The 24,498-nt window shown below is 46.0% G+C and carries 19 protein-coding genes and 2 pseudogenes; 12 read left to right on the top strand and 9 right to left on the bottom strand.

The genetic code is table 11. The annotated features are described in order from the left end of the window. Window positions 1-125: 125 nt before the first annotated feature. Window positions 126-1,238 (top strand): Gfo/Idh/MocA family protein, encoded by a 1,113-nt coding sequence (locus DW915_RS14600; RefSeq protein WP_118742367.1) that lies wholly within the window; start codon window positions 126-128, stop codon window positions 1,236-1,238. A 1-nt stretch (window position 1,239) separates the two neighbouring features. On the opposite strand, the gene DW915_RS14595 is transcribed toward DW915_RS14600, so the two are convergent. Next, window positions 1,240-2,112 carry an AraC family transcriptional regulator gene (locus DW915_RS14595; protein WP_055220360.1) on the bottom strand — a complete coding sequence of 291 codons (873 nt, stop codon included), beginning with the start codon at window positions 2,110-2,112 and terminating at the stop codon, window positions 1,240-1,242. Between the two features lie 253 nt (window positions 2,113-2,365). Between DW915_RS14595 and DW915_RS14590 the strand changes: the two genes are divergently transcribed. Both DW915_RS14590 and DW915_RS14585 read left to right on the top strand, forming a co-directional pair. Continuing rightward, a complete protein-coding gene (locus DW915_RS14590) occupies window positions 2,366-4,390 on the top strand; it encodes a right-handed parallel beta-helix repeat-containing protein (RefSeq protein WP_118742366.1) in 2,025 nt (674 codons plus the stop codon). Between the two features lie 125 nt (window positions 4,391-4,515). After that, window positions 4,516-6,504 carry a right-handed parallel beta-helix repeat-containing protein gene (locus DW915_RS14585; RefSeq protein WP_055220364.1) on the top strand — a complete coding sequence of 663 codons (1,989 nt, stop codon included), beginning with the start codon at window positions 4,516-4,518 and terminating at the stop codon, window positions 6,502-6,504. A gap of 86 nt (window positions 6,505-6,590) precedes the next feature. Here the strand turns inward: DW915_RS14585 and DW915_RS14580 are convergent, their stop codons facing one another. Continuing rightward, entirely contained in the window at window positions 6,591-7,787 is a 1,197-nt protein-coding gene (locus tag DW915_RS14580) for a cation:proton antiporter (protein ID WP_022461245.1), read from the bottom strand. A 351-nt stretch (window positions 7,788-8,138) separates the two neighbouring features. Here DW915_RS14580 and DW915_RS14575 point away from each other — a divergent pair, with 351 nt between their 5' ends. From DW915_RS14575 to DW915_RS15940, 9 genes are all read left to right on the top strand, one after another. Then, on the top strand, window positions 8,139-9,977 hold the full coding sequence (locus tag DW915_RS14575; protein ID WP_118742365.1) for a hypothetical protein: 1,839 nt from the start codon (window positions 8,139-8,141) through the stop codon (window positions 9,975-9,977). A 290-nt stretch (window positions 9,978-10,267) separates the two neighbouring features. Further along, window positions 10,268-11,197, top strand: coding sequence for a calcium/sodium antiporter (locus DW915_RS14570; RefSeq protein ID WP_117801807.1), 930 nt, complete (start codon window positions 10,268-10,270; stop codon window positions 11,195-11,197). 122 nt (window positions 11,198-11,319) lie between these two features. Further along, complete coding sequence (locus DW915_RS14565; protein ID WP_022461242.1) at window positions 11,320-11,685, top strand: BlaI/MecI/CopY family transcriptional regulator; 366 nt, start codon at window positions 11,320-11,322, stop codon at window positions 11,683-11,685. A 29-nt stretch (window positions 11,686-11,714) separates the two neighbouring features. Further along, complete coding sequence (locus DW915_RS14560; protein WP_055267230.1) at window positions 11,715-12,929, top strand: M56 family metallopeptidase; 1,215 nt, start codon at window positions 11,715-11,717, stop codon at window positions 12,927-12,929. A 109-nt stretch (window positions 12,930-13,038) separates the two neighbouring features. Then, window positions 13,039-13,395, top strand: coding sequence for a hypothetical protein (locus DW915_RS14555; protein WP_055220368.1), 357 nt, complete (start codon window positions 13,039-13,041; stop codon window positions 13,393-13,395). Window positions 13,396-13,485: 90 nt separating this feature from the next. Continuing rightward, entirely contained in the window at window positions 13,486-14,754 is a 1,269-nt protein-coding gene (locus DW915_RS14550) for an extracellular solute-binding protein (protein WP_055267228.1), read from the top strand. A gap of 385 nt (window positions 14,755-15,139) precedes the next feature. After that, window positions 15,140-16,933: a family 43 glycosylhydrolase gene (locus DW915_RS14545; protein ID WP_118742364.1), complete on the top strand. Its 1,794-nt coding sequence runs from the start codon at window positions 15,140-15,142 to the stop codon at window positions 16,931-16,933. 91 nt (window positions 16,934-17,024) lie between these two features. After that, on the top strand, window positions 17,025-19,178 hold the full coding sequence (locus DW915_RS14540; protein WP_118742363.1) for a glycoside hydrolase family 3 N-terminal domain-containing protein: 2,154 nt from the start codon (window positions 17,025-17,027) through the stop codon (window positions 19,176-19,178). Window positions 19,179-19,190: 12 nt separating this feature from the next. Next, window positions 19,191-19,907 (top strand): hypothetical protein, encoded by a 717-nt coding sequence (locus DW915_RS15940; RefSeq protein WP_118742362.1) that lies wholly within the window; start codon window positions 19,191-19,193, stop codon window positions 19,905-19,907. Here the strand turns inward: DW915_RS15940 and DW915_RS16625 are convergent. From DW915_RS16625 to DW915_RS14500, 7 genes and pseudogenes are all read right to left on the bottom strand, one after another. Further along, window positions 19,902-19,970 (bottom strand): annotated as a pseudogene (locus DW915_RS16625) (Maff2 family mobile element protein); the annotation flags it as partial. The gene DW915_RS15940 and the pseudogene DW915_RS16625 sit on opposite strands and share 6 nt — an antisense overlap. A 21-nt stretch (window positions 19,971-19,991) precedes the next feature. Next, complete coding sequence (locus tag DW915_RS14530) at window positions 19,992-21,602, bottom strand: recombinase family protein (RefSeq protein ID WP_002569232.1); 1,611 nt, start codon at window positions 21,600-21,602, stop codon at window positions 19,992-19,994. Between the two features lie 111 nt (window positions 21,603-21,713). Further along, window positions 21,714-21,902: a transposon-encoded TnpW family protein gene (locus DW915_RS14525; protein WP_002569233.1), complete on the bottom strand. Its 189-nt coding sequence runs from the start codon at window positions 21,900-21,902 to the stop codon at window positions 21,714-21,716. Next, the gene (locus DW915_RS14520; RefSeq protein ID WP_002569234.1) at window positions 21,899-22,753 is read right to left on the bottom strand and encodes an ATP-binding protein; all 855 of its coding nucleotides are present in this window, start codon (window positions 22,751-22,753) and stop codon (window positions 21,899-21,901) included. The genes DW915_RS14525 and DW915_RS14520 overlap by 4 nt, the downstream gene beginning before the upstream one ends. Next, window positions 22,750-23,499, bottom strand: coding sequence for a phage replisome organizer N-terminal domain-containing protein (locus DW915_RS14515; RefSeq protein WP_002569235.1), 750 nt, complete (start codon window positions 23,497-23,499; stop codon window positions 22,750-22,752). Before DW915_RS14515 ends, DW915_RS14520 begins: the two co-directional genes overlap by 4 nt. After that, window positions 23,489-23,701 (bottom strand): hypothetical protein, encoded by a 213-nt coding sequence (locus DW915_RS14510; protein ID WP_002569236.1) that lies wholly within the window; start codon window positions 23,699-23,701, stop codon window positions 23,489-23,491. The genes DW915_RS14515 and DW915_RS14510 overlap by 11 nt, the downstream gene beginning before the upstream one ends. A 185-nt stretch (window positions 23,702-23,886) precedes the next feature. Continuing rightward, a pseudogene (locus DW915_RS14500) lies at window positions 23,887-24,498 on the bottom strand (relaxase/mobilization nuclease domain-containing protein); the annotation flags it as partial.

Here is a 24,498-nt window from a genome sequence, read left to right as displayed (position 1 = left end):
TTTTCATTTTGAAAGTGAAATATGAGCCGGAATGCTTGTTTTTTCAGACATTTCGTTGTATAAAAAAGATAAGGGTTTTTATCAGAACAGAATCAAAAAACAAAGAGTAAAGGGGATTTTTACAAATGGGAACAACAGAAACGAAAAAAATGAGAGTCGGCGTTGTCGGCTGCGGAGCGATCAGTGATATTTATCTGACGAACATGATTCATAACTTTGAGAATCTTGAGGTAGCAGCATGCTGCGCAGGCCATCTTGAACATGCGAAAAAGAAAGCAGAGCAGTATGGCATCAAGGGCTGTACCTACGAGGAAATTCTGGCAGACCCGTCGATTGAAATGGTAGTCATTCTGACACCGGCACCGACCCACGAGGGGCTGATCCGTCAGGCACTGGAAGCCGGAAAACACGTTTACACTGAAAAAACAATGACCCTCGCACCGGAAACGGCAGCGAAACTGATCGAGCTGGCAGAGGAGAAACATCTCTATCTCGGTTCCGCACCGGACACCTTCCTTGGATCGGCACTGCAGACCGCAAGAAAAGCGATCGACGACGGGCTGATCGGCGAGGTGACATCTTTCGAAGCATGCGCAAACCGCGATCTTGATTTGCTGGCGAGCATCTTCCGTTTTCTGCGGATGCCGGGCGGCGGTATCTGCTACGATTTCGGTGTTTATTATCTGACTGCCATCGTCAGCCTTTTCGGCCCGGTGGACCGTGTCGTTTCCTCCGTGCGCAACCTTGCGCCGAAGCGCATCAATGTCGTCCCGGACAGCCCGGAATACGGCCAGGAATTTGACTACAGCAACGAGAGCCAGGCTTTCACGATTCTGGAAATGAAAAACGGCGTGACCGGCACATTCTGTGTCAATGGCGACAGCACCATCAACGATCAGGCGGTATTCACAATTTACGGCAAAAAAGGTATTTTAAAGCTGGTGGACCCGAACAATTTCGGCGGCGATATCGTCTACATTCCGGGCGTGAAGGACTGGACACAGCAGGCAGTTCCGGAAGTGCTGGATTATGGCTTTGCCTACAGCGAAAACAGCCGCGGCCTCGGTCCGTCCGAGATGGCAGAAGCAATTGCAGAGGGCAGACCAAACCGTGCGAATGCCAAAATGGCATATCACGTACTCGATACGATCGATCAGATTATGAAGAGTGCGGAAACGGGTGCATTTGAGAAGGTTCCATCCACCTGCGAAAGACCGGAGGCCATGCCGAATTCATAGCCTATTTCTGATAGGATTGCAGGTACATCTGACGGAAGTCGGTAGGGCTTACATTTTTTGATTTCAAAAAGACTCTGTTAAACGTAGAAATACTGTTAAAACCGGATTCGAGCGACACTTCGGTGATCGTGAGATCCGGTTTTTTTAACAGGTTTTCGGCGATATGGAGCCGTTCCCTGGTGACGAAATCCGTGAAGGAGAGGCCGGTGTATGCGCGGAACAGCTTGGAAAAATGGCAGCGGGAGAATCCGGCGACCTTTGATGCTTCTTCCAGGGAAACCGGTTCGGTGCAGTGACTCGAGATCCAGGTACATGCAGCAATCATCTGGCGGTGTACCTGTGCGGAATGGCCTGTTTTTTGCGGTGCGGCAGTTTCGGTCGGCACGGAGAGATTTTCGCCGAGCAGAATAAAAAACTGATACAGCAGAACGCATCCGCGCAGCTCGGAAAAACTGATACCGGAGAGGGAGAGCCTGCGCAGCTCTGTCAGAAATCCGCGGAGTTTTTCGATTTCCGGGAAGTTGTTCTGATTTAGAAGACGGATCTGATAAAAAAGATAAGCAACAGACTGGAAATCCACGCGTTTTTCCAGAAAATCTGCATCGAGCTGAAGCATGATCAGGCGATGTTCTCTGTTGGTTGTGGAAACAGCGTGCAGCTCGCCGGGCCAGATAAAAAGAAGATCACCGGGCTTTAGCGGAAAGGTTTCTCCATTTACTTCATAGATAATGCCGTCATCCTGTGCAAGCACAATTTCAATATAGTGATGCCAGTGCAGACCGAAATAGGCGGGGACATGCGAAATAGAGATATCGTAAACATAGCTGTTAGCAAAATGATTGTTTTCGAAAAAAGAAGTCGAATCGTTTTTCATGGCAAAAGAATCCTCCGTATCTGATAAACGGTATTATACAACAGAAGAGAGAAAAAATATAGAAAAAATCGAAACATCTGGGCAATGATCGGCAATATATAAGTAGTGTTTTACGAGGATCTGTATTATGGTTAAGATATGAAAATTGTGAAGAACGGCAGAAATTGAAAAAAGAGTGATGCGGTTTTGGCGAAAATTCACAAAAAAACAATAAAAATTTATGAAAAGTGAAGAAGTGGGAGGTAAGCAAAAAATGCAGATTTATGTAGATGGAAATGCTGTGCGAAGCGGAAACGGGCAGAAGGAATATCCATTTCAGACGATTTCCGAGGCGGCAAAAATCGCAAAGCCCGGCGACGAGGTGCTTGTAGCACCCGGCGTATACCGGGAATATGTGGATCCGGCGAATGCGGGTTGTGAGGACGCAAGAATTGTGTACCGTTCTGTGGAACCGGGGAAAGCTGTGATTACCGGTGCGGAAATTGTGGATAACTGGGAGCATTTGGAAGGTGATGTGTGGACAGCGCGCGTTTCAAACGGACTGTTTGGGGATTACAATCCATACACAACTCTGGTCAGCGGCGACTGGTTTATCGCATCCTACACGGCGCACACCGGAGAAGTGTATCTGAATGGAAAATCCATGTATGAGGTGACGAGCCTGGACAAGGTGAAAAAGCCGGAGATCTATAAAAAATCCTGGGATCAGGCATTCACGGTTTACACCTGGTATGTGGAGCAGGATGAAGAGAAGAATGAGACCGTTTTCTATGTGAATTTCCAGGGGAAAAACCCGAATGAGGAAACGGTGGAAATTAATGTGCGCGAGAATTGCTTTTATCCATCGAAGGAGGGCATCGGTTATATCACGCTGTCCAGCTTTGTTGTAAAACAGGCGGCAACCCAGTGGGCTCCGCCGACGGCATATCAGGAAGGAATGGTCGGCCCGCACTGGTCAAAGGGATGGATCATCGAGGATTGTGAGATTTCAGATTCGAAGTGTTCGGGCATTTCACTTGGAAAATACAGACAGCCGAACAATGACAATAAATGGCTCAAATGGAAATTCAAAGATGGTACACAGACGGAGCGTGACTGTATCTGCCAGGCGCAGCGAGAGGGATGGACAAAGGAAAACATCGGAAGCCACATCATCCGCCGGTGCAACATCCACGACTGTGGACAGACGGGTATTGTAGGCCACTTAGGTGGTGTGTTCTCGATTATTGAGGATAACCACATTCACCATATCAATAATAAACAGAACCTTGCGGGTGCGGAGATTGGCGGCATCAAGATGCATGCAGCAATCGATGTGATCATTCGAAGAAACCATTTCCATCACTGTACGAGAGGCCTCTGGCTCGACTGGCAGGCACAGGGCACACGCGTTACGCAGAACCTGTTCCATGACAATACGCTGCCGAACGAGGAAAATGCAAATCCAGAAGGTATGGACGGTATCGGCGAGGATATCTTTATTGAAATTTCCCACGGACCGACGCTGGTGGACAATAACGTACTGCTTTCGGACCGCGCGATGAAGCTGGCAACGCAGGGGGTTGCGGTAGTACATAACCTGATCGCGGGATCGTTTACTGCTGTCGGCCGAGGTGTCAACAATGGATCCGACAAGTTGCCGTCGCCGCGCTACACACCGTACCATGTGCCGCATCGCACGGAGATCAACGGATTTATGACAGTTCTTCACGGTGACTGCCGGTTCTACAATAATATCTTCATTCAGAAGCCGGTTCGTGCGGGAATGGAAGAAATCCGTAAACTGACTGGGGATAATGAATGGGATGACGGAAATCTGACAGCAGGAACCGCACCGTACAGCGGATATCCGACATTGGAGGAGTACGTGGCAAGATTTGAGGGCTACTGCGGAATGGGCTCCGGAAAGTCGCCGGATCTGTATTACGAGAAGCTGCCGGTATGGCTTGGCGGAAACGTTTACTTCAATGGGGCGAAGCCGGCGGAGCAGGAACAGGACGCTGTAGTGGATACCGAGCATGAAATCACCATCGGTGTAAAAGAAGAGAACGGAAAATGGAAACTGGAGACCAATGTTTACGATTATCTGCCGCAGAATGCCTGTGCAGTGATCTCAACGGAGACGCTTGGCATGGCATTTGAGCCGGAACAGAAATATGAGAATCCGGATGGAACGCCGATCGTGTTCCGATATGACTACTTTGGAAACCGTCAGGGCATTCATCCGCTGCCGGGCCCGTTTGCATCAAAAGAGGCTGCGGAAGAAGCATTATCGTAAAGAAATTCTATAGACCCGCAAAAAAATAGCGTAAAAAATTCAGCGCCGCAGAGAGTGAATGATTGCGTCACAGCCTTTTTTGCAGGGTTTTCGGGTTTTACTATAACAAAAAGGAGTATAGAGAAATGATTTACTATGTCAACAATTCCGCTCCGAAGAATGGAAACGGAACAAAAGAGATGCCGTTCAAGTTCATCAACGATGCGGCAAAAATTGCAAAGGCAGGAGATGAAGTTCTGGTTGCACCTGGTATCTACCATGAATATGTTGATCCGGTCAACGGCGGAACCGAGGATGCAAGAATCGTCTATAAGAGTGAGAAGCCGCTCGGCGCAAAGATCACCGGTGCGGAAACGATGAATGACTGGGAGCATTACAAAGATAATGTGTGGGTATGCCGTGTAGACAACGGAGTGTTTGGCAATTATAACCCATACACGACAATGGTCGGCGGTGACTGGTATTTTGCACCGGTGGTACGCCATACCGGCGCGGTTTATCTGAATGACCGCCAGTTATACGAGGCAGAGACGCTCGAGGAGTGTATCAAGGGCGAGGTTTATGCGCCGTCCTGGGAGCCGGAGTGGTCGGTTTACAAATGGTATACCGAGCAGGACAAAGAGAAAAATCAGACTGTTATCTATGCAAATTTCCAGGGTAAAAACCCGACGGAGGAAAAAGTAGAAATCAACGTGCGCCGGAACTGCTTTATGCCGTCGAAAACAGGCGTAAATTACATTACGTTCAGTGGGTTTGATGTCAGCAAGGCGGCAACGACATGGGCGCCGCCGGCTGCTTATCAGGACGGTATGATCGGTCCGCACTGGTCGAAGGGATGGATTATTGAGGACTGTGAGGTCAGCAACAGCAAGTGCTGCGGTATTTCGCTCGGAAAATATTACGATCCGGAGAACGACCATTACTTTACCAGAAAACACGTAAAAAGCCCGACCCAGATGGAGCGTGATGCTGTCTGCCGCGGCCAGTATCATGGATGGACGAAGGAGAACATCGGAAGCCATATCATCCGCCGCTGCCACATCCATCACTGTGAGCAGACCGGTATTGTCGGACGGATGGGCGGTGTGTTCAGTATCATTGAGGACAACCACATTCACAACATCAACAATATGCAGCAGCTTGGCGGAGCCGAGATTTCCGGTATCAAGATGCATGCAGCGATCGATGTTGTGATGAGAAGAAATCACATTCATCATTGTACGATGGGCATCTGGTGCGACTGGGAGGCACAGGGAACACGCCTGACCCAGAATCTGCTGCACGACAACTGCCCGCCGGAGGGAACACCAAAGGCAGAGGGCGCAATGATGAGTCAGGATATTTTCATCGAGGTTGGCCATGGTCCGACACTGATCGATAACAACATTATGCTCTCACCGGTCAGCGTTCGTATGGCGACCGATGGTATTGCCTGCGTACACAATCTGATGCTTGGCTCATTAACTGCAGTTGGCGGCGGAACAGGAGACCGTTACACGCCGTATCACATCCGTCACCGTACCGAGGTTGCCGGATTCATGACATTCCTGCATGGCGATGACCGGTTCTACAACAACATCTTTATCCAGAATTACCCGGTTGAGGAAACAGAAACGGTTGAGGACATGGGCTTCAAGATGGAGGATAACCAGGAGGTCGGAACGCATGTGTTCGACGAGTATCCGACCTATGACGAGTGGATCAGCCACTTTGAGCTGGACAAACCGGCCGACATGAGCAAGCTGGAGCCGTATCACAACAAGTGCCATCTGCCGGTTTGGGTAAACGGAAACGCTTACTTTAACGGAGCAAAGGCGTGTGTGAATGAAAAAGAGAATCTTGTGGATAACGAGAACCAGGTTAAGGTGGAACTTGTGGAAAAAGACGGCCACTATTCCATCAAGACGAACGTGTATGAGTTCCTGAAGGATTTCCGGACGGGAATTATCAACAGTGATATTTTAGGATACGCCTTCGAGCCGGAGCAGAGATTCGAAGATCCGGACGGAAGCACGATTATCTTCGATCAGGACTATCTTGGCGAGCACCGCGGCGTGGCAGCAATGCCGGGACCGTTTGCGGATGGAGCTGAGGCAGAGAAGATTCTGTGGTAGAAGAAATCAGAACTTACCGGTTGATACGAAAAAAACAGGGCGCTGTGCAGGAAATGGCACAGCGCCCTGTTTTGGTAAAAGGAAAGTCAGGATGCCTTTGCAGAATCTTTTGCCGTCGGCATTTTCTCGTATAAGATTTTCAGCATAATCGGTGTTGCAATACTCGAGAAAAGAATCAGCAGAATCACGGCACTGAAGAAATCGCCGGATAAAAAGCCTGCATTCAGACCCTTTTGCGCAACGATCAGACAGACTTCACCACGGGTCATCATACCGACACCGATTTTCAGGCTGTCGCCCCAGGTAAAGCCGCATCCCTTTGACATCAGGCCACAGCCGATAATTTTTGCGGCAAGGCCGACGATGACGAAACAGATGGCAAAGAGTACGAATTTCTCGTTCATGCCGCTGAGCGTTGTTTTGAGTCCGATACTTGCAAAGAAAATCGGTCCGAAAATCATATAGGAGCTGATATCCATTTTTTCTTCGATGTAATCGGAAGAATCGAGGGAACACAGGATAACGCCCGCAACGTATGCACCGGTAATATCGGCGATGCCGAAATATTTTTCGGAAATGTAGGACAGTCCGAAGCAGAGCGCAAGACCCAGAATCGGGAGACGGCGGGTGTGCGGAAATACGGAGTTCATGCGGTTGAACAGCTTAAAGCAGAGAAAACCGAGCACAATCGCAAGGGCAAAAAACAGAATGGTGGAGGCTGCTACTTTCAGCGGATTGGATGTCGGATCTTTAAAACCGATGACAACAGTCAGCACAATGATACCAATGACATCGTCGATGATGGCTGCATTTAAGATGGTTGTTCCAACCTCTGTTTTCAGCTTGCCGAGTTCTTTCAAGGCCTGTACGGTGATGCTGACCGATGTCGCAGTCAGAATAACACCGATAAAAACAGCGTGGTAAAATTCTTCCGTTCCGACAGCAGAGAAGCCATAAAAGCTCATGTATAAGATGGCTCCAAGAACGAGAGGAACAAAAACACCGGCGCAGGCGATCAACAGGGATTTCACTCCGGTACGGAGCAGATCCTTCAGGCTGGTGCCAAGACCTGCGGAGAACATCAGCAAAATGACACCGATCTCCGCCATTTGTGCGAGAAAGTCAGATTGCTGAACGAGTCCCAGCACACTGGGTCCAAGGACAATACCGGCAATCAGCTCGCCCACAACCTGCGGAGCCTTGCATTTTCTGGCAAGAATACCAAACAATTTTGCGAATACGATAATGATTGCCAGGTCTTTTAAAATGACATACGTATCCATGAAAAAGATACCCCCTTTTATGAAGTTTATGTATGTGTCGGCAGCTTGAAAGAGCAATGCCGGAGTTTGATACGCATACATTTTCAGTATAGCAAAAATTGAGAAAAAATACTATCGGCAAGAAAGAAAAAATAAAGTAAAACGGAAAAATGATGCAGGCGTATGGAACCGTTCTTTTGTAAAACAAAACTGGAAAAGAGGATTGTGAGGGTTATATTAAGAGCAGTGAACGGTAATGGAAAAAGAGATATAGAAAAGAGCATATAGATATAGTATGATCAAAGCAGCAAATAAATTTTACATGGAGTTCAAAAAGCGGGATCAAAGAAAAAACGAAAGGGGAAATAAAAAATGAGAGTTGGGAACGTGAAAGAAATTGTATTTTCCAAAGATCCAAAACAGATGAACTGGCTGCGGGAGGAGTTCCCATACGCCGAGGTAAAATGCCCGCCGGAGTTTTCGGCTGAGGTGCAGAATGAGAAAGACGGAGATGTGCTGACAACGAAGATTGTGGTTTCTTACAACGGTGCGCATCCGTATTTTACAAATGCCGGAAGTATTGGGGTTTCATTTCCGTTGCAGGACCGCTACACGGACAGTGTGACCTGCCGTGATTACCGGTGCCATGCACATATTTTCTGCGGGGAAAATACCAGTTATATCATGGCACTCCGCATGGGCGGTGCGGCTCCGCATATGGGAATGGTGCTCACAAAAGGCAGTCTTTCCGCTTACAGCGTGGAGCGCGATCTGAAACTGCAGAGCAATGACAGAGGCTGCTTCTGGCTGCACCCGTCCGCACAGGAATTTGCACCGGGAGACACGATGACGCTGGAGTGGAAAGTATTTCCGCATCAGGGACGTGAAGATTTCCGGGAGAAATTAAGAGCATTTTCCCAGGTGATTCTGGTGGATGCGGAGCAGTATGTGATTTATCCGGGAGAGACGAGTAAGGTAACCATTGAACCGACATTTCCGGCGGAAAAAGTGACGGTAAACGGAGTATCGCTGGAAAAGACGGAAAAAGGTGTTTATGAATATCTGTTTGAAAATGAAAAAACAGGGGAGTATGTACTTTCAATTTGTGTCGATGAGGTGAAAACTATTTGCCGTCTTCTCGTACAGGAGCGGCCGGAAGAACTGGCTGCAAAACGGTGTGCGTTTATTGTCGATCACCAGCAGTATCATGGAAAGATCAAAGAACTGCAGGGTGCCTATCTGCCGTATGATAACGAAGAAAAAATTCTCGTCTGCACGCCGGAAAACGATTTCAATGCCGGACGGGAGCGTACCGGTATGGGTGTGCTGATTGCACGGGCACTGCAGCAGAATCTTTTAAAAGACCGGGAAAAAGCGGAGCAAAGCCTTCGTGAGTACCATGCATTCTATCTTCGCGAGCTGGTAAATGCAGCAACAGGTCTTGTTTGCAACTGCTCAGGAAAAGACAACAGCTATTTCCGGCTTTACAACTACCCATGGGCAGTGACATTCTTTCTTGAATGCTGGAAGCTGTGGGGAGAAAAAGAAGATTTGAAGACAGCAGTTCATATCACAGAGAAATTTTATGAACAGGATGGATTCCGTTTTTATCCGATTGAAATGCCGATTGTGATGCTCTGTCAAGAGCTGGAAAAAGCAGGAGAACAGGAGGATCTGAAAACAGTAAGAGATCTGTTCCGACGTCATGCTGATCAACTGATTGAGATTGGAACGGCTTATCCGGCTTCGGAAGTAAATTACGAGCAATCGATCGTACAGCCGGCGGCTGAAGTCATTCTTCAGGTTTATGAAGTGACCGGGGAAGAAAAATACCTGCGCGGAGCCGAGCAGCAGATCGCCGTCCTCGAACTCTTCGACGGCCAGCAGCCGGACTACCATCTGCATGAAATTGCAATCCGTCATTGGGACGGCTACTGGTTCGGAAAACGCAGAGTCTTCGGAGACACTTTCCCGCACTATTGGAGTGCAGAAAACGGTCGAACCTTCAAGCGCTACGCCCGCCTGACCGGAAACGAAGAATATAATATTCGCGGTGAGCATTCCCTGCGCGGCGTGCTGTCCATGTTCTTTGAGGATGGAACAGCGACCTGTGCGTACCTGTATCCGTATTCCGTCAACGGCCAGAAAACCGATTTTGCCGATCCGTATGCCAATGACCAGGACTGGGGTCTGTGCATGAATCTGGAATAAAACCAGAACCGGACAAAGGAGTTGTGAGAATCAAAAGTGGCTGTAAAACATTTCCAGGAGCTGAGAAACAAAAAAACGTTGACGAAAAAAAAGAAATTTGATAAACTGGAAAAATAAAAGGGAGTAGCTAGCCAACCGTGTTCACTTCTTCGTCAGTACAGCTATTGATATTCAATAACTCGGAAAGTGATTAAATAGCGAGACTTTTACTGTAGATGCAGTAGGAGTCTCTTTTTTTATGCCTATAACACCTGCTGCAAAGAATGCAAAAGAAAGAGAGGAAGATACGTATGATGTTACAGGCAGGGATTTTGATAGTGGGTTTCCTTTTTCTGGTAAAAGGAGCAGACTGGTTTGTGGAAGGGTCTGCAAGCATAGCAAGAAAGTTTGGAATTCCCCAGCTGATTATCGGACTTACCATTGTTGCAATGGGAACGAGTATGCCGGAGGCTGCTGTAAGTATTACTGCAGCGATGCAGCAGAACGCAGGAATTACGATAGGAAATGTGGTTGGAAGCAATATTTTGAATATTTTTATTATTCTCGGACTTACGGCATTAATAACAAATGTGGCAATACAAAGGTCTACCTTGTTTTATGAAATACCGTTTATGATGTTTGTTACGGTAGTTTTAATGATATGCGGAATGACAGGAGGAAAAGTGACGTTTGCCGAGGGCATAGTCTTATGGGCACTGTTTCTTGTATATCTTGGCTATTTGTTTGTAATGTCGAAAAAAGGGGAAAATCCGGAAGAGGAGGAAGCGAAAAATTATCCTGTCTGGAAATGTCTTCTTTTGATGGTGGCAGGCGGCGTCCTGGTTGTAAAAGGAAGTGATTTTGCCGTCAGCGGGGCAACCGAGATTGCCCGATACTTTGGAATGAGTGAGCGTTTTATCGGACTGACGATTGTTGCTCTCGGAACATCCCTTCCGGAGCTGGTAACATCTGTGACAGCGGCAAAAAGAGGAAATGCAGGGATTGCAATCGGAAATATTGTCGGAAGCAATATTTTTAACATTTTATTTGTAATTGGAACAGCCGCACTGATCTGTCCTGTGCCATTTGAAACTAAATTTATCGTAGACACAGGAATCGCAATTCTGGCAGGTCTGGTTTTATGGATTGGGACGTACAAGAACAGGGAATTACGGAAAACGTGTGGTGTCGTTATGCTTTTATGCTATGCAGGATATTTTGCATATTTATGTGTGGTATAAGATGAGCCATTTTTGATGAAACCATTATTTAAGCACCGACCATTTGGCCGGTGCTTTTGAAGTGCATTCTTCTGGAACATATGCTATAATCTGATCAAAGTAGAGAAAAGCGGAGAGTAGAAATGAAAAAATTACCAGAATCAGAACAGGAAATTATGATGATTATATGGGAATATGAGGAACCTGTCAGTCGATTTCAAGTTGAAGAAAAATTGAATGTAGAGAAAAATGTTGCACCGAGTACCATTTTAACATTGCTTACTCGTTTGGAAAAAAAAGGATTTATTCAAAAAGTGAGGAACGGGAAATCAAATCTTTATGTACCATTAGTAGAAAAAGAAAATTATATAGGCACGGTTGGAAAAAACATGTTAGATAAAATGTTTCAAGGGTCATTAGCAAAATTCGCATCGGCACTGTATGATGGAGAAAAACTTAGCTCAAAAGAGGTTAAGCAATTGCAGGAATTTATTGACAGACAAAAATAGAAAAAGTGGTGTAGAGGATATAGTTACAGATGGCATTTATCATAAAGTGGAATCTTTCAATAGGCATAGTCGCATTTATGGCATATGTTGTACAAAAAATAATGGGGAAAAGGCTCGGTCATTACTGGAGAAAGATAGTCTGGATACTTCTGACACTTAAAATGTGCTTTCCGTTTTGGAGTGTGACAGAGAAATTTCGGCAACATCCTTTTATGATTTCTATGCCGGCATATTATATCGGGGGACAAAATCAAAAGACCGCGATCATGACGAAAATGGGAAACGTTTCAATTCGAGGGTGGATGTCAGGCGAAAAATTTTTGCCATATATATGGATTGCAGGGATGATTTTATGTCTTTTGTTTCACGCAATACAATATAGAATATGGAAAAAAAGAATATTTGCAGAATGTAAAAAGATGCAAAAAATTTCCGTATTAGATGCTCTAAAAAAAGCAAGCGAAGTTTGTAAAATAAAAAAAACAGAAATCTGGGTCTGTGAAAATCAAGATTTTTATTCTCCTATGTTGTTTGGTGTACGAAATACAAAGATATTGATTCCACAAGGAATGCTGGAAACGGAAAATTACTCCTATGAAGAATGGTATTTGATTTTTTTACATGAATTGACACATCAGAAAAAACACGATTTATGGTATAAAATGTTTCTTCAAATTATAAGGGATGTTTATTGGTTTTGTATCCCGATGCTATGGGTGCAAAAAATGGCAAATATAGACATGGAATGTGTCTGTGATGCAACTGTTACAAAATATATGAATCTGACACAACGGAAAGATTATTGCAATGTTATTTTGAAAGTGGCTTCAAAACAAACGAGAAAAGAATTGTCTGGAGTTGTTTCGATGGTATCAGAAACAAAGATACTGAAAGAACGATTTTACAATGTGTTTTTAGCAAGAAAAAAACTTCGAATATATATCACTGTTTTTCTTTTTGGAATAATTATCTTGAGCTTTTCGGAAATGCAAATAGCGCGGCAAATATGGTCATCATCGTGTATAGAAAATTGTCCCAAATGCAAAGCTGCGGTACAAGGAGAAGTGGTTTGGGATGGATGGGAAAATGAAAAAAATGTAGTATGTACACATCAATATGCATGGGGAGATGACTTACAGAAAGCCAGATATGGAGTAGAAAAAATCAGGTGTAATGAATGTGGAAATTTTTTTGAGATAAAGATCAGGCAAGAAAAAATAGTCTGCCATGGGTATAATGATTAATTAGACAAATGTAGAAAAAGATTGACAAAAAGTAGGAAGTATGGTATTTTTTGTTATACAAATGTAGAACGTACGTTGACAGGTATAATAAATTTTTAAGGAGAAAAGTATGAAAGCGGTAAAGAAAAAAATTTCCATTTTTCTAATGACCTTAATGTTGGCCAGTACATTTTCTGCCAATGTAACAAAAGCGGATGTTATCGAAAGTAAGAATACTTTTGCGTATGAAGAAATTATGCCGTATGCTGCAGTTTGCCCGAGATGTGGAGGAAGAATAACATCGTCAACCGTATGGGGAAGCTGGATAAGCAGTGGTACAGTTACATGTACTCATGGTCACGCATGGGGAACTGATTTGAAGCAGTATAGAACAGGAATAAAAACTACAAAATGTTTAAATTGTAACGCAGGAAATACTGCTAATGTGAAAGAAACAAGAACAATTTGTCACGGATATGATAATTAATGGTTAAAACACAAGGCTGTTGTATGATATGTAAAAAAACAGAAGTCATGCAATAGCCTTGTGCTATATAGAAACATAGGGGGTAGCATAATGATGGGAAAAAGGTTGAAAGAAATTTTTGGTTTGATTCTGATTAACATCACATTAGTCAGTGGGAGCTTAAATGCAGAAACGGTATATGCAGATACACAAGCCAAGATTGAAATTGAGAAAACGGAAATGCCATTAAAAATTTGTGTTGATGAAGAAAATAAAAAAACGGTACTTCAAATAGTGGCAGCCTGGAAGAAAATATATAAAAATAATGGAGTGGAATTAATGGTAATCCCATCAGGGCAACAGGCTTCGGAAGAAAAAGTACAGGAGATCCAGAATGAAATTACGATGGGAGAAGGACCGGATGTATTTTTGGCAGAGGGGCCGAATCCGACCTGGAGTGAGCAAAGAGCAGTTGTTTTTGAGGATCCCCAAAAAGAAATATATCAGGGAACCTTTCTTTCGTTGAAACCATACATGAAATATTTTGATATAGATATTTTAGAAGAGAGGATTTTGTCTGCAGGTATGGCTAATGAGGAACAAATACTGCTTCCTATGACATACGATTATTTTCTATATGCATTTACAACACAGGATTTACCGGAAAATACAGAAATATCAAGAAATTGGCTGGAATTAGCCAGACAAAAAGAAAAAGCAATTCAACAGATTGTAGGGCAAAGAAGTGGGGTTCAATTTTTTGATACATTTAGTGAGGTAGTTGATTATAAGAAAAAAACACTTCTATATTCGGAAGAGCAGATAAAAAAAGTTTTGGATGAAACAGTAGCATTAAAAACAAGATCATTAGCTTTAAACTGGAAAATAAAAGATACAGGAGTAGTAAGTCTAAATGATTTGGAAGAACTTGGAGGTGAAAAAACAGTTCATACGGTATTTGCAATGCCGAATCAGGAAAGCGGATTCACTGCAAATGTTACACTTTATGCAGGAATTAATAAGAACACAAAGCAACCTTTAAAAGCAGTCTCCTTTTTACAAGTGCTATACAGTGAAGAAGTTTTATCAGGAAAAGGAATAGAGTTAGAAGATAGGAGAGAGGCAAGTAATATAAGATTTCCGCAAGGAGTTTCTATTTACAAAAAGGAACTGGAAAAACGAATGCGGAGTCTTTCAAGACAAGATCAAAAACAAATCAAAACGATACAGGAAGAAGTAAAAACCGTTCGATTTTATTCGATATGGGACAGGGAACTTAATTCCTTACTATCTAAGTATGAGGCGCAGGAAGATGAAAAGCAAAAAGAGCATGTCTTTACAGAAACAATACAGAAATGGAAGGAAAAGATACAAAAATGACATAAAAAATCAGTTCTGTGGAGTGAGAGTTGCAAGAAACAGATTTTCCGGAATACTGTGGAACAGTCTGTAAATGAAATCGTTGTTCTATGATATTCAAGGGTGAGAGCTCAAAAAATAGGCTTTTCACCCTTGCTTTAGAGATCAGTTAATGATCTGCGCTGTTTAAATGCTAAGCAACATATATAAAGATGCATATCAAAGAGTATTATTTTTGACAGGAATTTGTCCAATACATGAGACAAAAAACAGTCCAAAAAGTGCAACAAAAAAGTCAAATCAGAACATTTTCTTTCTTTGCGGGATATGCTAAACTTTTTCTATCATAAGAAAAAAGGATGTACGAACAGGGGTTTTTACGTACCGTCCGGAAAGAGGAATTTTGATGAAAAAACAGTATTTCTGCAATCCGTTAAATATGGATTACCGTTACCAGTTCATTCAGGATATGAGAAGCGGCGAGGACAAGATTTCCCGCGAGGCCGCCGATCCGTCGATGATTTTATTTCAGGGAAAATATTATATTTTTGCATCCATGACGTTGAGCGTCTGGGTTTCGGAGGATATGGTTCACTGGGAGAGCCACCGTCTGCCGGACAGCCTGCCGCTGTATGACTATGCGCCGGATGTGCGCGTGGTCGGCGATTACGTCTATTTCAGCGCATCCCGCCGCGGCACGATCTGTGATTTTTACCGCACAAAAGATATCCTGAACGGTCCGTTCGAGCGCATCCCGGGAACCTTCGATTTCTGGGATCCGAACCTGTTTCTTGATGATGACGGAAAGCTCTATTTTTACTGGGGATGCAATAACGTGACTCCGATCTGGGGTGTGGAGCTTGAACCGGAGACGATGGTTCCAAAGACCGAGAGAAAAGAACTGATCTACGGTCAGCCGGAAAAAATCGGATACGAGCGCGTCGGAGAAAATCATTCCAAAATGCCGCTGAGTGAAGAAGAAGCTATTGAAAAATTCAAAGAATTTCTGAAAGCACAGGGAAAAGATACGGATCATCTGACGGAGGAGCAGATCGGGTTTGCTAAAATTATGTTCAGTCAGAGACCGTTCATCGAGGGCGCATGGATGACGAAGCATGACGGAACCTATTACCTCCAGTATGCCGGTCCGGGAACGGAATTTAATGTTTACGGCGATGGTGTTTACGAGAGCGATTCTCCGCTCGGCCCGTTCCATCTGGCGAAGAATAATCCGTACTCCTACAAACCGGGCGGATTCCTGCGCGGAGCCGGCCACGGTTCGACGATGGAAGACCGCTATGGAAACTGGTGGCACACCGCGACGATGCAGATCAGCAAAAACCACGATATGGAGCGCCGCGTCGGCATTTGGCGGGCTGGCTTCGACAAAGACGGTGTCCTGTTCTGCAACCAGCAGTTCGGCGACTGGCCGATGGCGGTGGAGCAGGCAAAAGAAGATCCATGGGCAAAACCGGAGTGGTATCTCTTAAGCTATCAGAAAGCAATGACGGCATCGTCCTCGGAAGAAGGCAGAGAACCGTCGTTTGCGACAGATGAAAATATCCAGACCTGGTGGCGCGCAGCCGGAAATCAGCCGGGTGAGTGGATTTCGATGGATCTTGGTGAGGTAAAAGATGTCCGCGCTGTACAGATCAATTTTGCAGATGACAAAATCGATGCACCTCTGCCGGGCGAGCGTCAGGGGGAACGATATATCGACCCGAGCCAGCATAAGACCAGATGGCTGCTTGAGGCATCCGCCGATGGAACAAACTATTTTGTTCTGGCAGATAAATCAGACGCAGAAACCAATTTGCCGCATGATTTCATCGTAAAAGAAGAGGGTGTACAGATCCGTTATCTGAAACTCACTGTTTTTGAAGTGCCGTACAACCAGAATCCATGCATCTCCGGCCTTCGTGTTTTCGGCCTTGGCAACGGCGAAAAACCATCCGCACCGCAGTACCAGGCAGAGCGGACCGGAACTATGGATATGCGCATCACCATCGAGCCACAGACAGACGCTGTCGGATACAACGTCCTCTGGGGTTTTGCACCGGACAAGCTGTATCACAGCTGCATGACCTTTATGCCGGAGCAAAATATTGGAGCGCTGGTAGAAGGCGAAACGGTGTATGTGAGAGTCGATGCGTTTAATGAGAATGGAATTACGGAAGGAACCGTAAGGCCGCTTGCATGATACAATTATATTGAAAAAGCAGAAAAACAGCTCAGGTGCTCTTTGGAGAAATGAACATTAGAAATAAACGGATTGAACATAAGGAGTATTTATGGAAATACATGAATTACAGCAATTGCTGTCAGAAATGTCATTACAGGAAAAAATAGGACAGATGGTGCAGCTCACCGGTGTATACTTCGATAAAGAGGCAGTACTCACCGGTGTTGTTGGCGAACAGTTACCACCGGAATGGATCATTCAATATGCCGGTTCAGTGCTTGGAGTGATCGGTAAAGATAAAATTTATGATATTCAGAGCAGATATATGGAACAGCATCCCCATCATATTCCGCTTCTTTTTATGGCAGATGTTATCCATGGATGTCGGACGATTTTTCCGATTCCGTTGGGGCAGGCGTGTTCATTTCATCCGGAACTGGTGTCTGAGGCGGCTTCTATAGCTGCCTCAGAGGCATCTTCAGAAGGGCTCAGAGCAACATTTTCTCCTATGATTGATGTTTCAAGAGATCCCAGATGGGGAAGGATGATGGAATCCTTTGGAGAAGATCCATATGTAAATGGGATCATGGGAAAAGCAATGGTAGATGGCTATCAGCAGAAAGATGATGCCGGAATAGCGGCATGCCTGAAGCATTTTGCGGGTTATGGGGCAGTGAATGCAGGAAGGGAATATAATGATGTTGAAATATCCAAGCGGACATTTCTGGAACAGTATGTAAAACCTTTCCGTATGGCATTAAAAGCAAAGCCTGCTATGGTCATGACAGCTTTTAATGCTATTGACCGTAAACCGATAAGCGGAAATAAGGAACTTCTTAAAGGGCTTCTGCGGGATAAGGAAGGATTTGAGGGAACTGTAATTTCAGATTGGGGCTCCATAGGTCAGCTGGAAGAACAGGGAGTGGCAGCTGATATGGAAGAAGCAGCAATCCAGGCTTCAGAAGCCGGTGTAGACATTGATATGATGAGTCCTGCTTATATGCTGTGTCTGGAAAAACTGGTAGAAAGCGGAAAAATCCCGAAAGCGTTTGTTGATGAAAGTGCATTCCGGGTCCTGATGATGAAAAATCAGCTGGGGCTTTTTGAAAATCCGTTTGCCGGTCTTGGAAAGAGTGGAAAACTGACTTTGCATAACCGGGAAAAGGCATATCAGCTGGCGGGCGAAAGCTGTGTCCTTTTGAAAAATGAAAAGCTGCTGCCATTAAGCAGGAAGAAGAAAGTTATCTGGGCAGGTCCTTATACAGCGTCAAGAGAACTATTAAGCCGCTGGTCAATTTTTGGAGAACATGAGGCAGTTGAAACAATAGAAGATGTTTTGCAAAAAAAGCAGATAGAAGCAGAATGTATTACAGGATGCAATATTCTTTCTGATGAAGAGTGTAAGGTATGGCAGGGGGAACAGGAATTGTCTGACAAGCCAAGGGATGAGCAGTGGCTGGAAACGATAACCCATGAAGATACGGTTGTATGTGTACTGGGTGAACATGAGTCCCAGTCAGGAGAGGCTGCCAGCAGGGCATTTCTGACTTTGCCGGAGGAACAGCAGGTGTTATTTGAAAAAATAGCAGAACGTACAAGTAATATTGTGACTGTGGTAATTACAGGAAGACCATTGGACCTGCGGAGGATATCGGAAAGATCCAAGGCTGTCATTATGGCATGGAGACCCGGCACTATGGGAGCTGAAGCAATCATAGATATTGTGTATGGCAGATTAAACCCTTCCGGCAAATTATCTGTGAGTATCCCATGGTGTGTGGGGCAGGTGCCCATAAGCTACTGGGATGTAAAAACCGGACATATATTTACAGAAGATAATTCAGAAAATCGTTTCACCAGCAGATATATGGATATCCCAAATACGCCGTTATATCCATTTGGCTATGGATTGTCTTATACAGAGTTTGATATTTCGGACATTGATGTGCAGATAGGCCAGGATAAAAAAGTACATATACATTGTAATGTGTGCAATACAGGGAGTGTTGTGGGAGCAGAAGTAGTCCAGTGTTATTATGAAACATTATATGCATCTGTAGTACGTCCAAAGAAAGAACTTGTCCGTTTCCGAAAGGTTTTCCTGGAGCCGGGGGAAAAGAAGGATGTAGATTTCTTTATTGATCAGGAAGAATTCTCATATTATGGGAAAAACATGGAAACCGTCAGTAGCGGAATGAAACTGCGTATCAGTATTGGAAACAGTAGTGACCACCTTGTTTCTGAGAACATTATACAAGCATAGGAGAAAAGAGACATGAAGGATTTTGAAAATGATTTGATTTATTATCCTAATCCGGACCCGGTCAAGGAACCGAGATTTATTTTAAATTCTGTAGATGAATTGGAAAAATCAGCAAAATACAGTGTTACCTGCAATGGAACAGAGCGAGTGGTATACCATACAGATTCGTTTGACTATGTTGTTGTAGTAGATAACGAAGCGTATGATCTGGAGATTTCAATCCATGCATCATATGAAAAACTTGAAATCCGTCCGTCCAGCTTTGGCATAGTTCCTTCTGTAAAAGGAGAAACAATCCATATCCATCTTGATGAACCGAGAAAGTTTACTGTAGAGACAGATGGTGGTCTTCATGATGCATTGTTTGTACTTTGCTCGCACAGGATTGAGAAACCGGCAGATACCACCATCTGCTTTGAAAAGGGCAAGGTATATAATGTAGGAGTTCTTACCTTAAAGTCCAATGATACGGTTTATATTGAGGAAGGTGCGGTTGTATCAGGGTGTGTATATGCAGACCACTGTGACAATATTTCCATTGTAGGAAACGGAATTATCAACGGATCCTGCTGGCATCTGCCGGACAGTAATGCACACCGTTTCTTTATCTATGCCAAGTGGTGTAATAATGTACTCTTAAAAGGCTTTACGGCTGTAGACGGACCTTCCTGGCATGTAGTTCCTGCGGCGTGTGACCATGTTGTGATTGATAATATGAATATTTACTGATGTGCGATAAAGAAGTAATAGAAGTGTAAAAAATTTTGCCGTTCCTATCCGGCACTTGCGCATTGTGTCGGATAGGTCGGGCGGTTATTCGGGCAAGTCCACCTTGCCAACAAAAGAATAATAAATCTCAATGTCCTGTCTGCGGGTCTTGTTCTCGTCATAGCTGCACTCATGCACAACGATTTTCTCTACAAACTCCCGCAGCAGAGTAGGGGTAAGTTCTTCAAAGCTGGTATGCCGCCGGACAACATTCATAAACTTTTCTGCGTTCACGGTGGCTTCCTGTGCTTTGGAAAGCTCCGCTTGAATAGCAGCGGCTCTTTCTTTCAGCTCCCGTTGCTCTGCTTCATAGTCTGCCGACAGCTCTGTGAAACGCTCGTCTGATATGCGCCCGGTCACGCTGTCCTCATACAGCCGCTTGAAGATAGCGGATAACTCGGCTATGCGTTTCTCGGAGGCTTCCAGTTCCTTTTTCTTGGCGGCGTTCCTGCGTTTGCCCCCGTCCTCGTTCTGCTCAATCAAGAGTTTCATAAACCGGGCTTCATGCTTTGCCGCATAGCTGGTCACTTTCCGCAGATTGGAGAGTACACCAGCGGTCAAGAGGTCGGTGCGGATAAAGTGCGCCGTACAGTCATGGGTGCGTTTCTTGTAGTTGCCGCAGATATAACAGTCCTGCTTGCGCTTGTCCGTCTGGTATCGCTGCTGATACATCACGCTGCCGCAGTCCGCACAGAACAGTATGCCGGAGAACAAACCCACTTCATCATAGCGGTTTGGGCGTTTGCGCTGTTTGCGAAGCTCCTGCACCCGTTCCCATGTTTGGGTGTCTATGATAGGCTCGTGGTGGTTCTCGAAAATCACTTGCTTTTCCGGGGGATTTTCTACACTGTGCTTGACTTTGTAAGAAAGTTTTTCTGTCTTGAAATTTACCAGACAGCCTGTGTATTCCCGGTTTTCAAGGATATGCACTACGGTATTGGTCGCCCACTTGCACTCATAGCCGGGGTGGTAGCGGCGGGTGCTGCCCGTCCTGCGGTATTCAAGCGTTCCCGGCGTGGGGATTTGCTGCTCTGTGAGCATACGGGCTATCTTGGTCGGACCATTCCCGGCAAGACAGAGGTTGTATATCTGCTTGACTACGGGTGCAGCTTCCTCGTCAATAATGAAATTTTCATCCTCGTCCATGAGGTAGCCATACACAGGCTTGCTTGTGATGGGCTTGCCATTCATGCCTTTTGAGCGTTTTACTGCTTTGATTTTCTTGCTCGTATCTCTCACCAGCCATTCGTTAAAGATATTCCGCAGCGGGGCAAAGTCATTGTCGCCCTGTGCGCTGTCCACTCCGTCATTGATAGCGATGAAGCGGACACCTTTCTGTGGGAAAATCATTTCCGTGTACATTCCCACTTGCAGGTAGTTTCGCCCTAACCTCGACATATCCTTTACGATAACTGTCCCGACTTTTCCGGCTTCAATGTCCGCAAGCATGGCTTGAAAACCGGGTCTTTGAAAGTTCGCACCAGAATAACCGTCGTCCGTGTACCAGCGCAGATTGGAAAAGCCGTTCTGCTTTGCATAGGTTTCAAGGATACGCTTCTGATTGGAAATGGAATTGCTTTCGCCTTGCAGCTCGTCCTCATGGGATAGTCTTGGGTAAAGGGCGGTAATTGGTTGTTGGTTGGTCTGTCTTAACATAAAATCCTCCGTTTCCGACAGCCAGCCCCACTATTCCGTACCTTGATTGTACCACATGGGGCGGCTGTCTGTATAGCGGCAAAAGCGTCAAATCTGCTTCTTTATGGTCGGTCAAATCGCCGTTTTTTGTGTAGCAGCTTCCGCTTCCAGCACTTTCATCATCTTGTCGGCTGCGGTGTCGGTTGCGCCCTGCTTGAAGAAGCCGGAAACGGTAAGGACGGAGTTGCCCATGCGGATTTCCGTCACACAGTCCGGGCGGCGGTCTGTTTTGGTGGTGCTTGTCTGTTTCGTTTCTGTCATAGGCTCTCCTTTCGCTGCTTCATCAGTTGCTTTAAGCGTTCCAGCTTTTCCTGTGCGGTTTCCTTTCGGAAGTTGCTGCCCGTGAAGCGGACGGGGGCGCACATGGAAGTCAGCCTGTCATAGATACGGGCGTGGGGCGTGTCCTGCGGGTGCTGCAATTCCTCCAGCGTGAGGTTGGTCGTGGCGATCAGCGGCTTGCCGCTTCGGTAACGGCTGTCAATCACGCTGTAAACCTGTTCCAGCCCGTATTCTGTTCCTCGCTCCATACCGAAATCATCAAGTATCAGCAGAGGGTAGCTGCAAAGGCGGGAAATATATTCGTTCCTGCCCTCAAAGCTGGCGGCAAGGTCACCCAGTATCGTTGCAAAGTTTGTCATGCAGACGGCAACCTCTTTTTCCATAAGGGCGTTGGCGATACAGGCGGCAAGGTAGCTTTTTCCCGTCCCCACGCCGCCCCAAAACAGGTAGCCGATATTTTCAGCCTGCATGGTTTCCCAGCTCTCCACATAAAAGCGGGCGGTTTCGGTCTGCGGGTTTCTGCCGTTGTCATGCTCAAATGTCCAGTTCCGCATAGCAGGGTCGGTAAAGCCCCGGCGTTTCAAGTCCTCCACTTTTTCAAGGTGCTTCTGTCGGCTTTCGGCGGCTTGCTGCTTTTCACGGGCTGCCCGCTGGCAGTCGCACTCTGCCGGGTGGCGGTCACGCCCGAAACAAGTCTTTCCCTCTGCAAAATAGGCTTCTTTGGGCGTATGGCACTTACCGCAGTATAAAAGCCCGTCCTCGCCTGTGTAGTCCTCCGCTTCGGCGGTAGTGGCTGTAATGTCCGTAATCATAGCTTCAATTCCGTTTTTCATAAGCTCTCGCCCTCCTTGCATGAATAATCGGGTATGCCCTGTTTCGGGGCAGCCTTGCCTTTGGCAGCGTCCTCCTGCGCCCACTTGTAAATGGTGGCTGCATGGCTGTGGTACTGTTTCCCGGTGGAAGCGATATGGCAGGAAAGCCGGTCAATATAATACTCCCACTTGTCGGGCAACTCTGTTTTTAGCCCGGAAAGCTCTGTATCGGTCAGTATCACATTGTTGTATCTGCCATAAGCGGCGGGGGCGGGGTGTCCCGTTTCTCCCTCTCTCTCTTTTTCTATCTCTATCTCTTTCTCTAACTCTATCTCTATCTCTGGTGGACGAATGTCGGACAAATGTCCGCCTTTTGTCCGGGGCGGTAAAAGTGCCTTGTTTTCCAGTCTTGCAGCCCGTTTCCGCTCGGCTTCGGTAGAGGACTGTCCTATCATCAGCTCAATGTCGGTCATATAGAAAGCCCCGCTGTCAAGCTGCTCCACAAGCCCCAACTGCCGGAAAATCTCTAAAGCCCTCTCAACCGTCCCTATCTGGTGGCGGGTCAGTGTCGCTATCATCTGCGCTGTGTAGGGGATATGCTCGTCAAGCTGCAATTTCCCGCCGTTTTTCAGCGATTTTAAGTACAGCTTCAAGAGGATATTGGAGTATAAAATCCCGTCTTTCATATCTTCCAGCAGCACAATGGAGTCGCTGTCAAAAAAGTTCTCTTTCAGCTTGAGGTAGTAATACTTGCGGTTATCTGCCATTGTCCCTGTCCTCCTTTTTCCGGCGTTTGGAGTAGTAGTGGGGGCAGAGTATGATAACCGCCCGGAAGCTCTGCTTGCAGCTATGGGTACAGCCCCGGCAGAGGTCATTGTATGTGATACGATCGCAGGTGGAATTCCCGACTTTCACTTGCCGCAGGAAAAAAGACCATTCCAGCCGCCGTTTCTTGCTCATTCTTGGCATGGGTGCGCTCCTTTCTGCCGTTTCCGCTGGTGTGGCGGTATCGGCGGTAATTCTGTATCATCTCGGTATCATTTTCGGGTTTTTTCTGCCCTATAAGCCCGTTAAAAAATCCTTTGGTATTTGCGGATAGGGTACGGGGCAGCCCCCTTGTTCTGTATAGGTTCGGGTACATTTTGGGGCGGTTTTTATCGTTCCTGTTCCTGCCTTTTCACAGGCTTGCGCTCCCGGTGTAAAATCTGGTCGATATTGCCCTTGACAGTCTGTAAGCGGCGGTATTCCTCCCGTTTTGCCCGGTAATCGTTGTAGCCGCTGTTTTTCTCTTGGATAAGGGTTTCAATCTCTGCTTGCAGGGCTTTATAGCTCGGCAGCTTGGAAATGCCGTTTTCCCTGAAATAGCGGGCGGCTGCGTCTGCTATGATAAAGTCGCTTTCGTACTTCTGACGGTAGGCTGCTTTTGCTTTGGCGTTTTTCTGCTGTTTCAGCCCGTCCCGGACAGGGCGGGTCTTGGAATAGGCAAGCACCTGCCGTTGCAGCTCCTTTTTCCCGTTCAGCGTCTTTTCCATCTGCTTCAGCTCTGTAAGGCTTTCCCGCATGGCGGTATAGGCGGCAGAACAGGCTTCGTCCAGTTCCTCCGGGGAAGAAAAGCCGTACTGCTGATAGGCGGTAACGGTAGCTGCCATTTGCTTTAGGTTGTGCTTTGCCGCCCAGCGGTCATAGCCCACGCCCTTGCCCTCGGCTCGCTTGGCTTCCCGGTCAACCATGCGCTGCAAGGTGTTGTCTGCCGGGGTGGTTTTTGT

The sequence above is a fragment of the Blautia sp. AM42-2 genome (genome assembly GCF_003480245.1).
In the GTDB taxonomy this organism is placed as follows: Bacteria; Bacillota; Clostridia; order Lachnospirales; family Lachnospiraceae; genus Fusicatenibacter; species Fusicatenibacter saccharivorans.
Note: the sequence above shows the minus strand (reverse complement) of the source record. Positions and strands in the feature narration are given on the sequence as shown.

Bases quoted from the DNA above. Each gene is read 5' to 3' on its own strand.
- DW915_RS14600 (WP_118742367.1), top strand. From the start codon at position 126: ATGGGAACAACAGAAACGAAAAAAATGAGAGTCGGCGTTGTCGGCTGC.
- DW915_RS14595 (WP_055220360.1), bottom strand. From the start codon at position 2,112: ATGAAAAACGATTCGACTTCTTTTTTCGAAAACAATCATTTTGCTAAC.
- DW915_RS14590 (WP_118742366.1), top strand. From the start codon at position 2,366: ATGCAGATTTATGTAGATGGAAATGCTGTGCGAAGCGGAAACGGGCAG.
- DW915_RS14585 (WP_055220364.1), top strand. From the start codon at position 4,516: ATGATTTACTATGTCAACAATTCCGCTCCGAAGAATGGAAACGGAACA.
- DW915_RS14580 (WP_022461245.1), bottom strand. From the start codon at position 7,787: ATGGATACGTATGTCATTTTAAAAGACCTGGCAATCATTATCGTATTC.
- DW915_RS14575 (WP_118742365.1), top strand. From the start codon at position 8,139: ATGAGAGTTGGGAACGTGAAAGAAATTGTATTTTCCAAAGATCCAAAA.
- DW915_RS14570 (WP_117801807.1), top strand. From the start codon at position 10,268: ATGATGTTACAGGCAGGGATTTTGATAGTGGGTTTCCTTTTTCTGGTA.
- DW915_RS14565 (WP_022461242.1), top strand. From the start codon at position 11,320: ATGAAAAAATTACCAGAATCAGAACAGGAAATTATGATGATTATATGG.
- DW915_RS14560 (WP_055267230.1), top strand. From the start codon at position 11,715: ATGGCATTTATCATAAAGTGGAATCTTTCAATAGGCATAGTCGCATTT.
- DW915_RS14555 (WP_055220368.1), top strand. From the start codon at position 13,039: ATGAAAGCGGTAAAGAAAAAAATTTCCATTTTTCTAATGACCTTAATG.
- DW915_RS14550 (WP_055267228.1), top strand. From the start codon at position 13,486: ATGATGGGAAAAAGGTTGAAAGAAATTTTTGGTTTGATTCTGATTAAC.
- DW915_RS14545 (WP_118742364.1), top strand. From the start codon at position 15,140: ATGAAAAAACAGTATTTCTGCAATCCGTTAAATATGGATTACCGTTAC.
- DW915_RS14540 (WP_118742363.1), top strand. From the start codon at position 17,025: ATGGAAATACATGAATTACAGCAATTGCTGTCAGAAATGTCATTACAG.
- DW915_RS15940 (WP_118742362.1), top strand. From the start codon at position 19,191: ATGAAGGATTTTGAAAATGATTTGATTTATTATCCTAATCCGGACCCG.
- DW915_RS14530 (WP_002569232.1), bottom strand. From the start codon at position 21,602: ATGTTAAGACAGACCAACCAACAACCAATTACCGCCCTTTACCCAAGA.
- DW915_RS14525 (WP_002569233.1), bottom strand. From the start codon at position 21,902: ATGACAGAAACGAAACAGACAAGCACCACCAAAACAGACCGCCGCCCG.
- DW915_RS14520 (WP_002569234.1), bottom strand. From the start codon at position 22,753: ATGAAAAACGGAATTGAAGCTATGATTACGGACATTACAGCCACTACC.
- DW915_RS14515 (WP_002569235.1), bottom strand. From the start codon at position 23,499: ATGGCAGATAACCGCAAGTATTACTACCTCAAGCTGAAAGAGAACTTT.
- DW915_RS14510 (WP_002569236.1), bottom strand. From the start codon at position 23,701: ATGCCAAGAATGAGCAAGAAACGGCGGCTGGAATGGTCTTTTTTCCTG.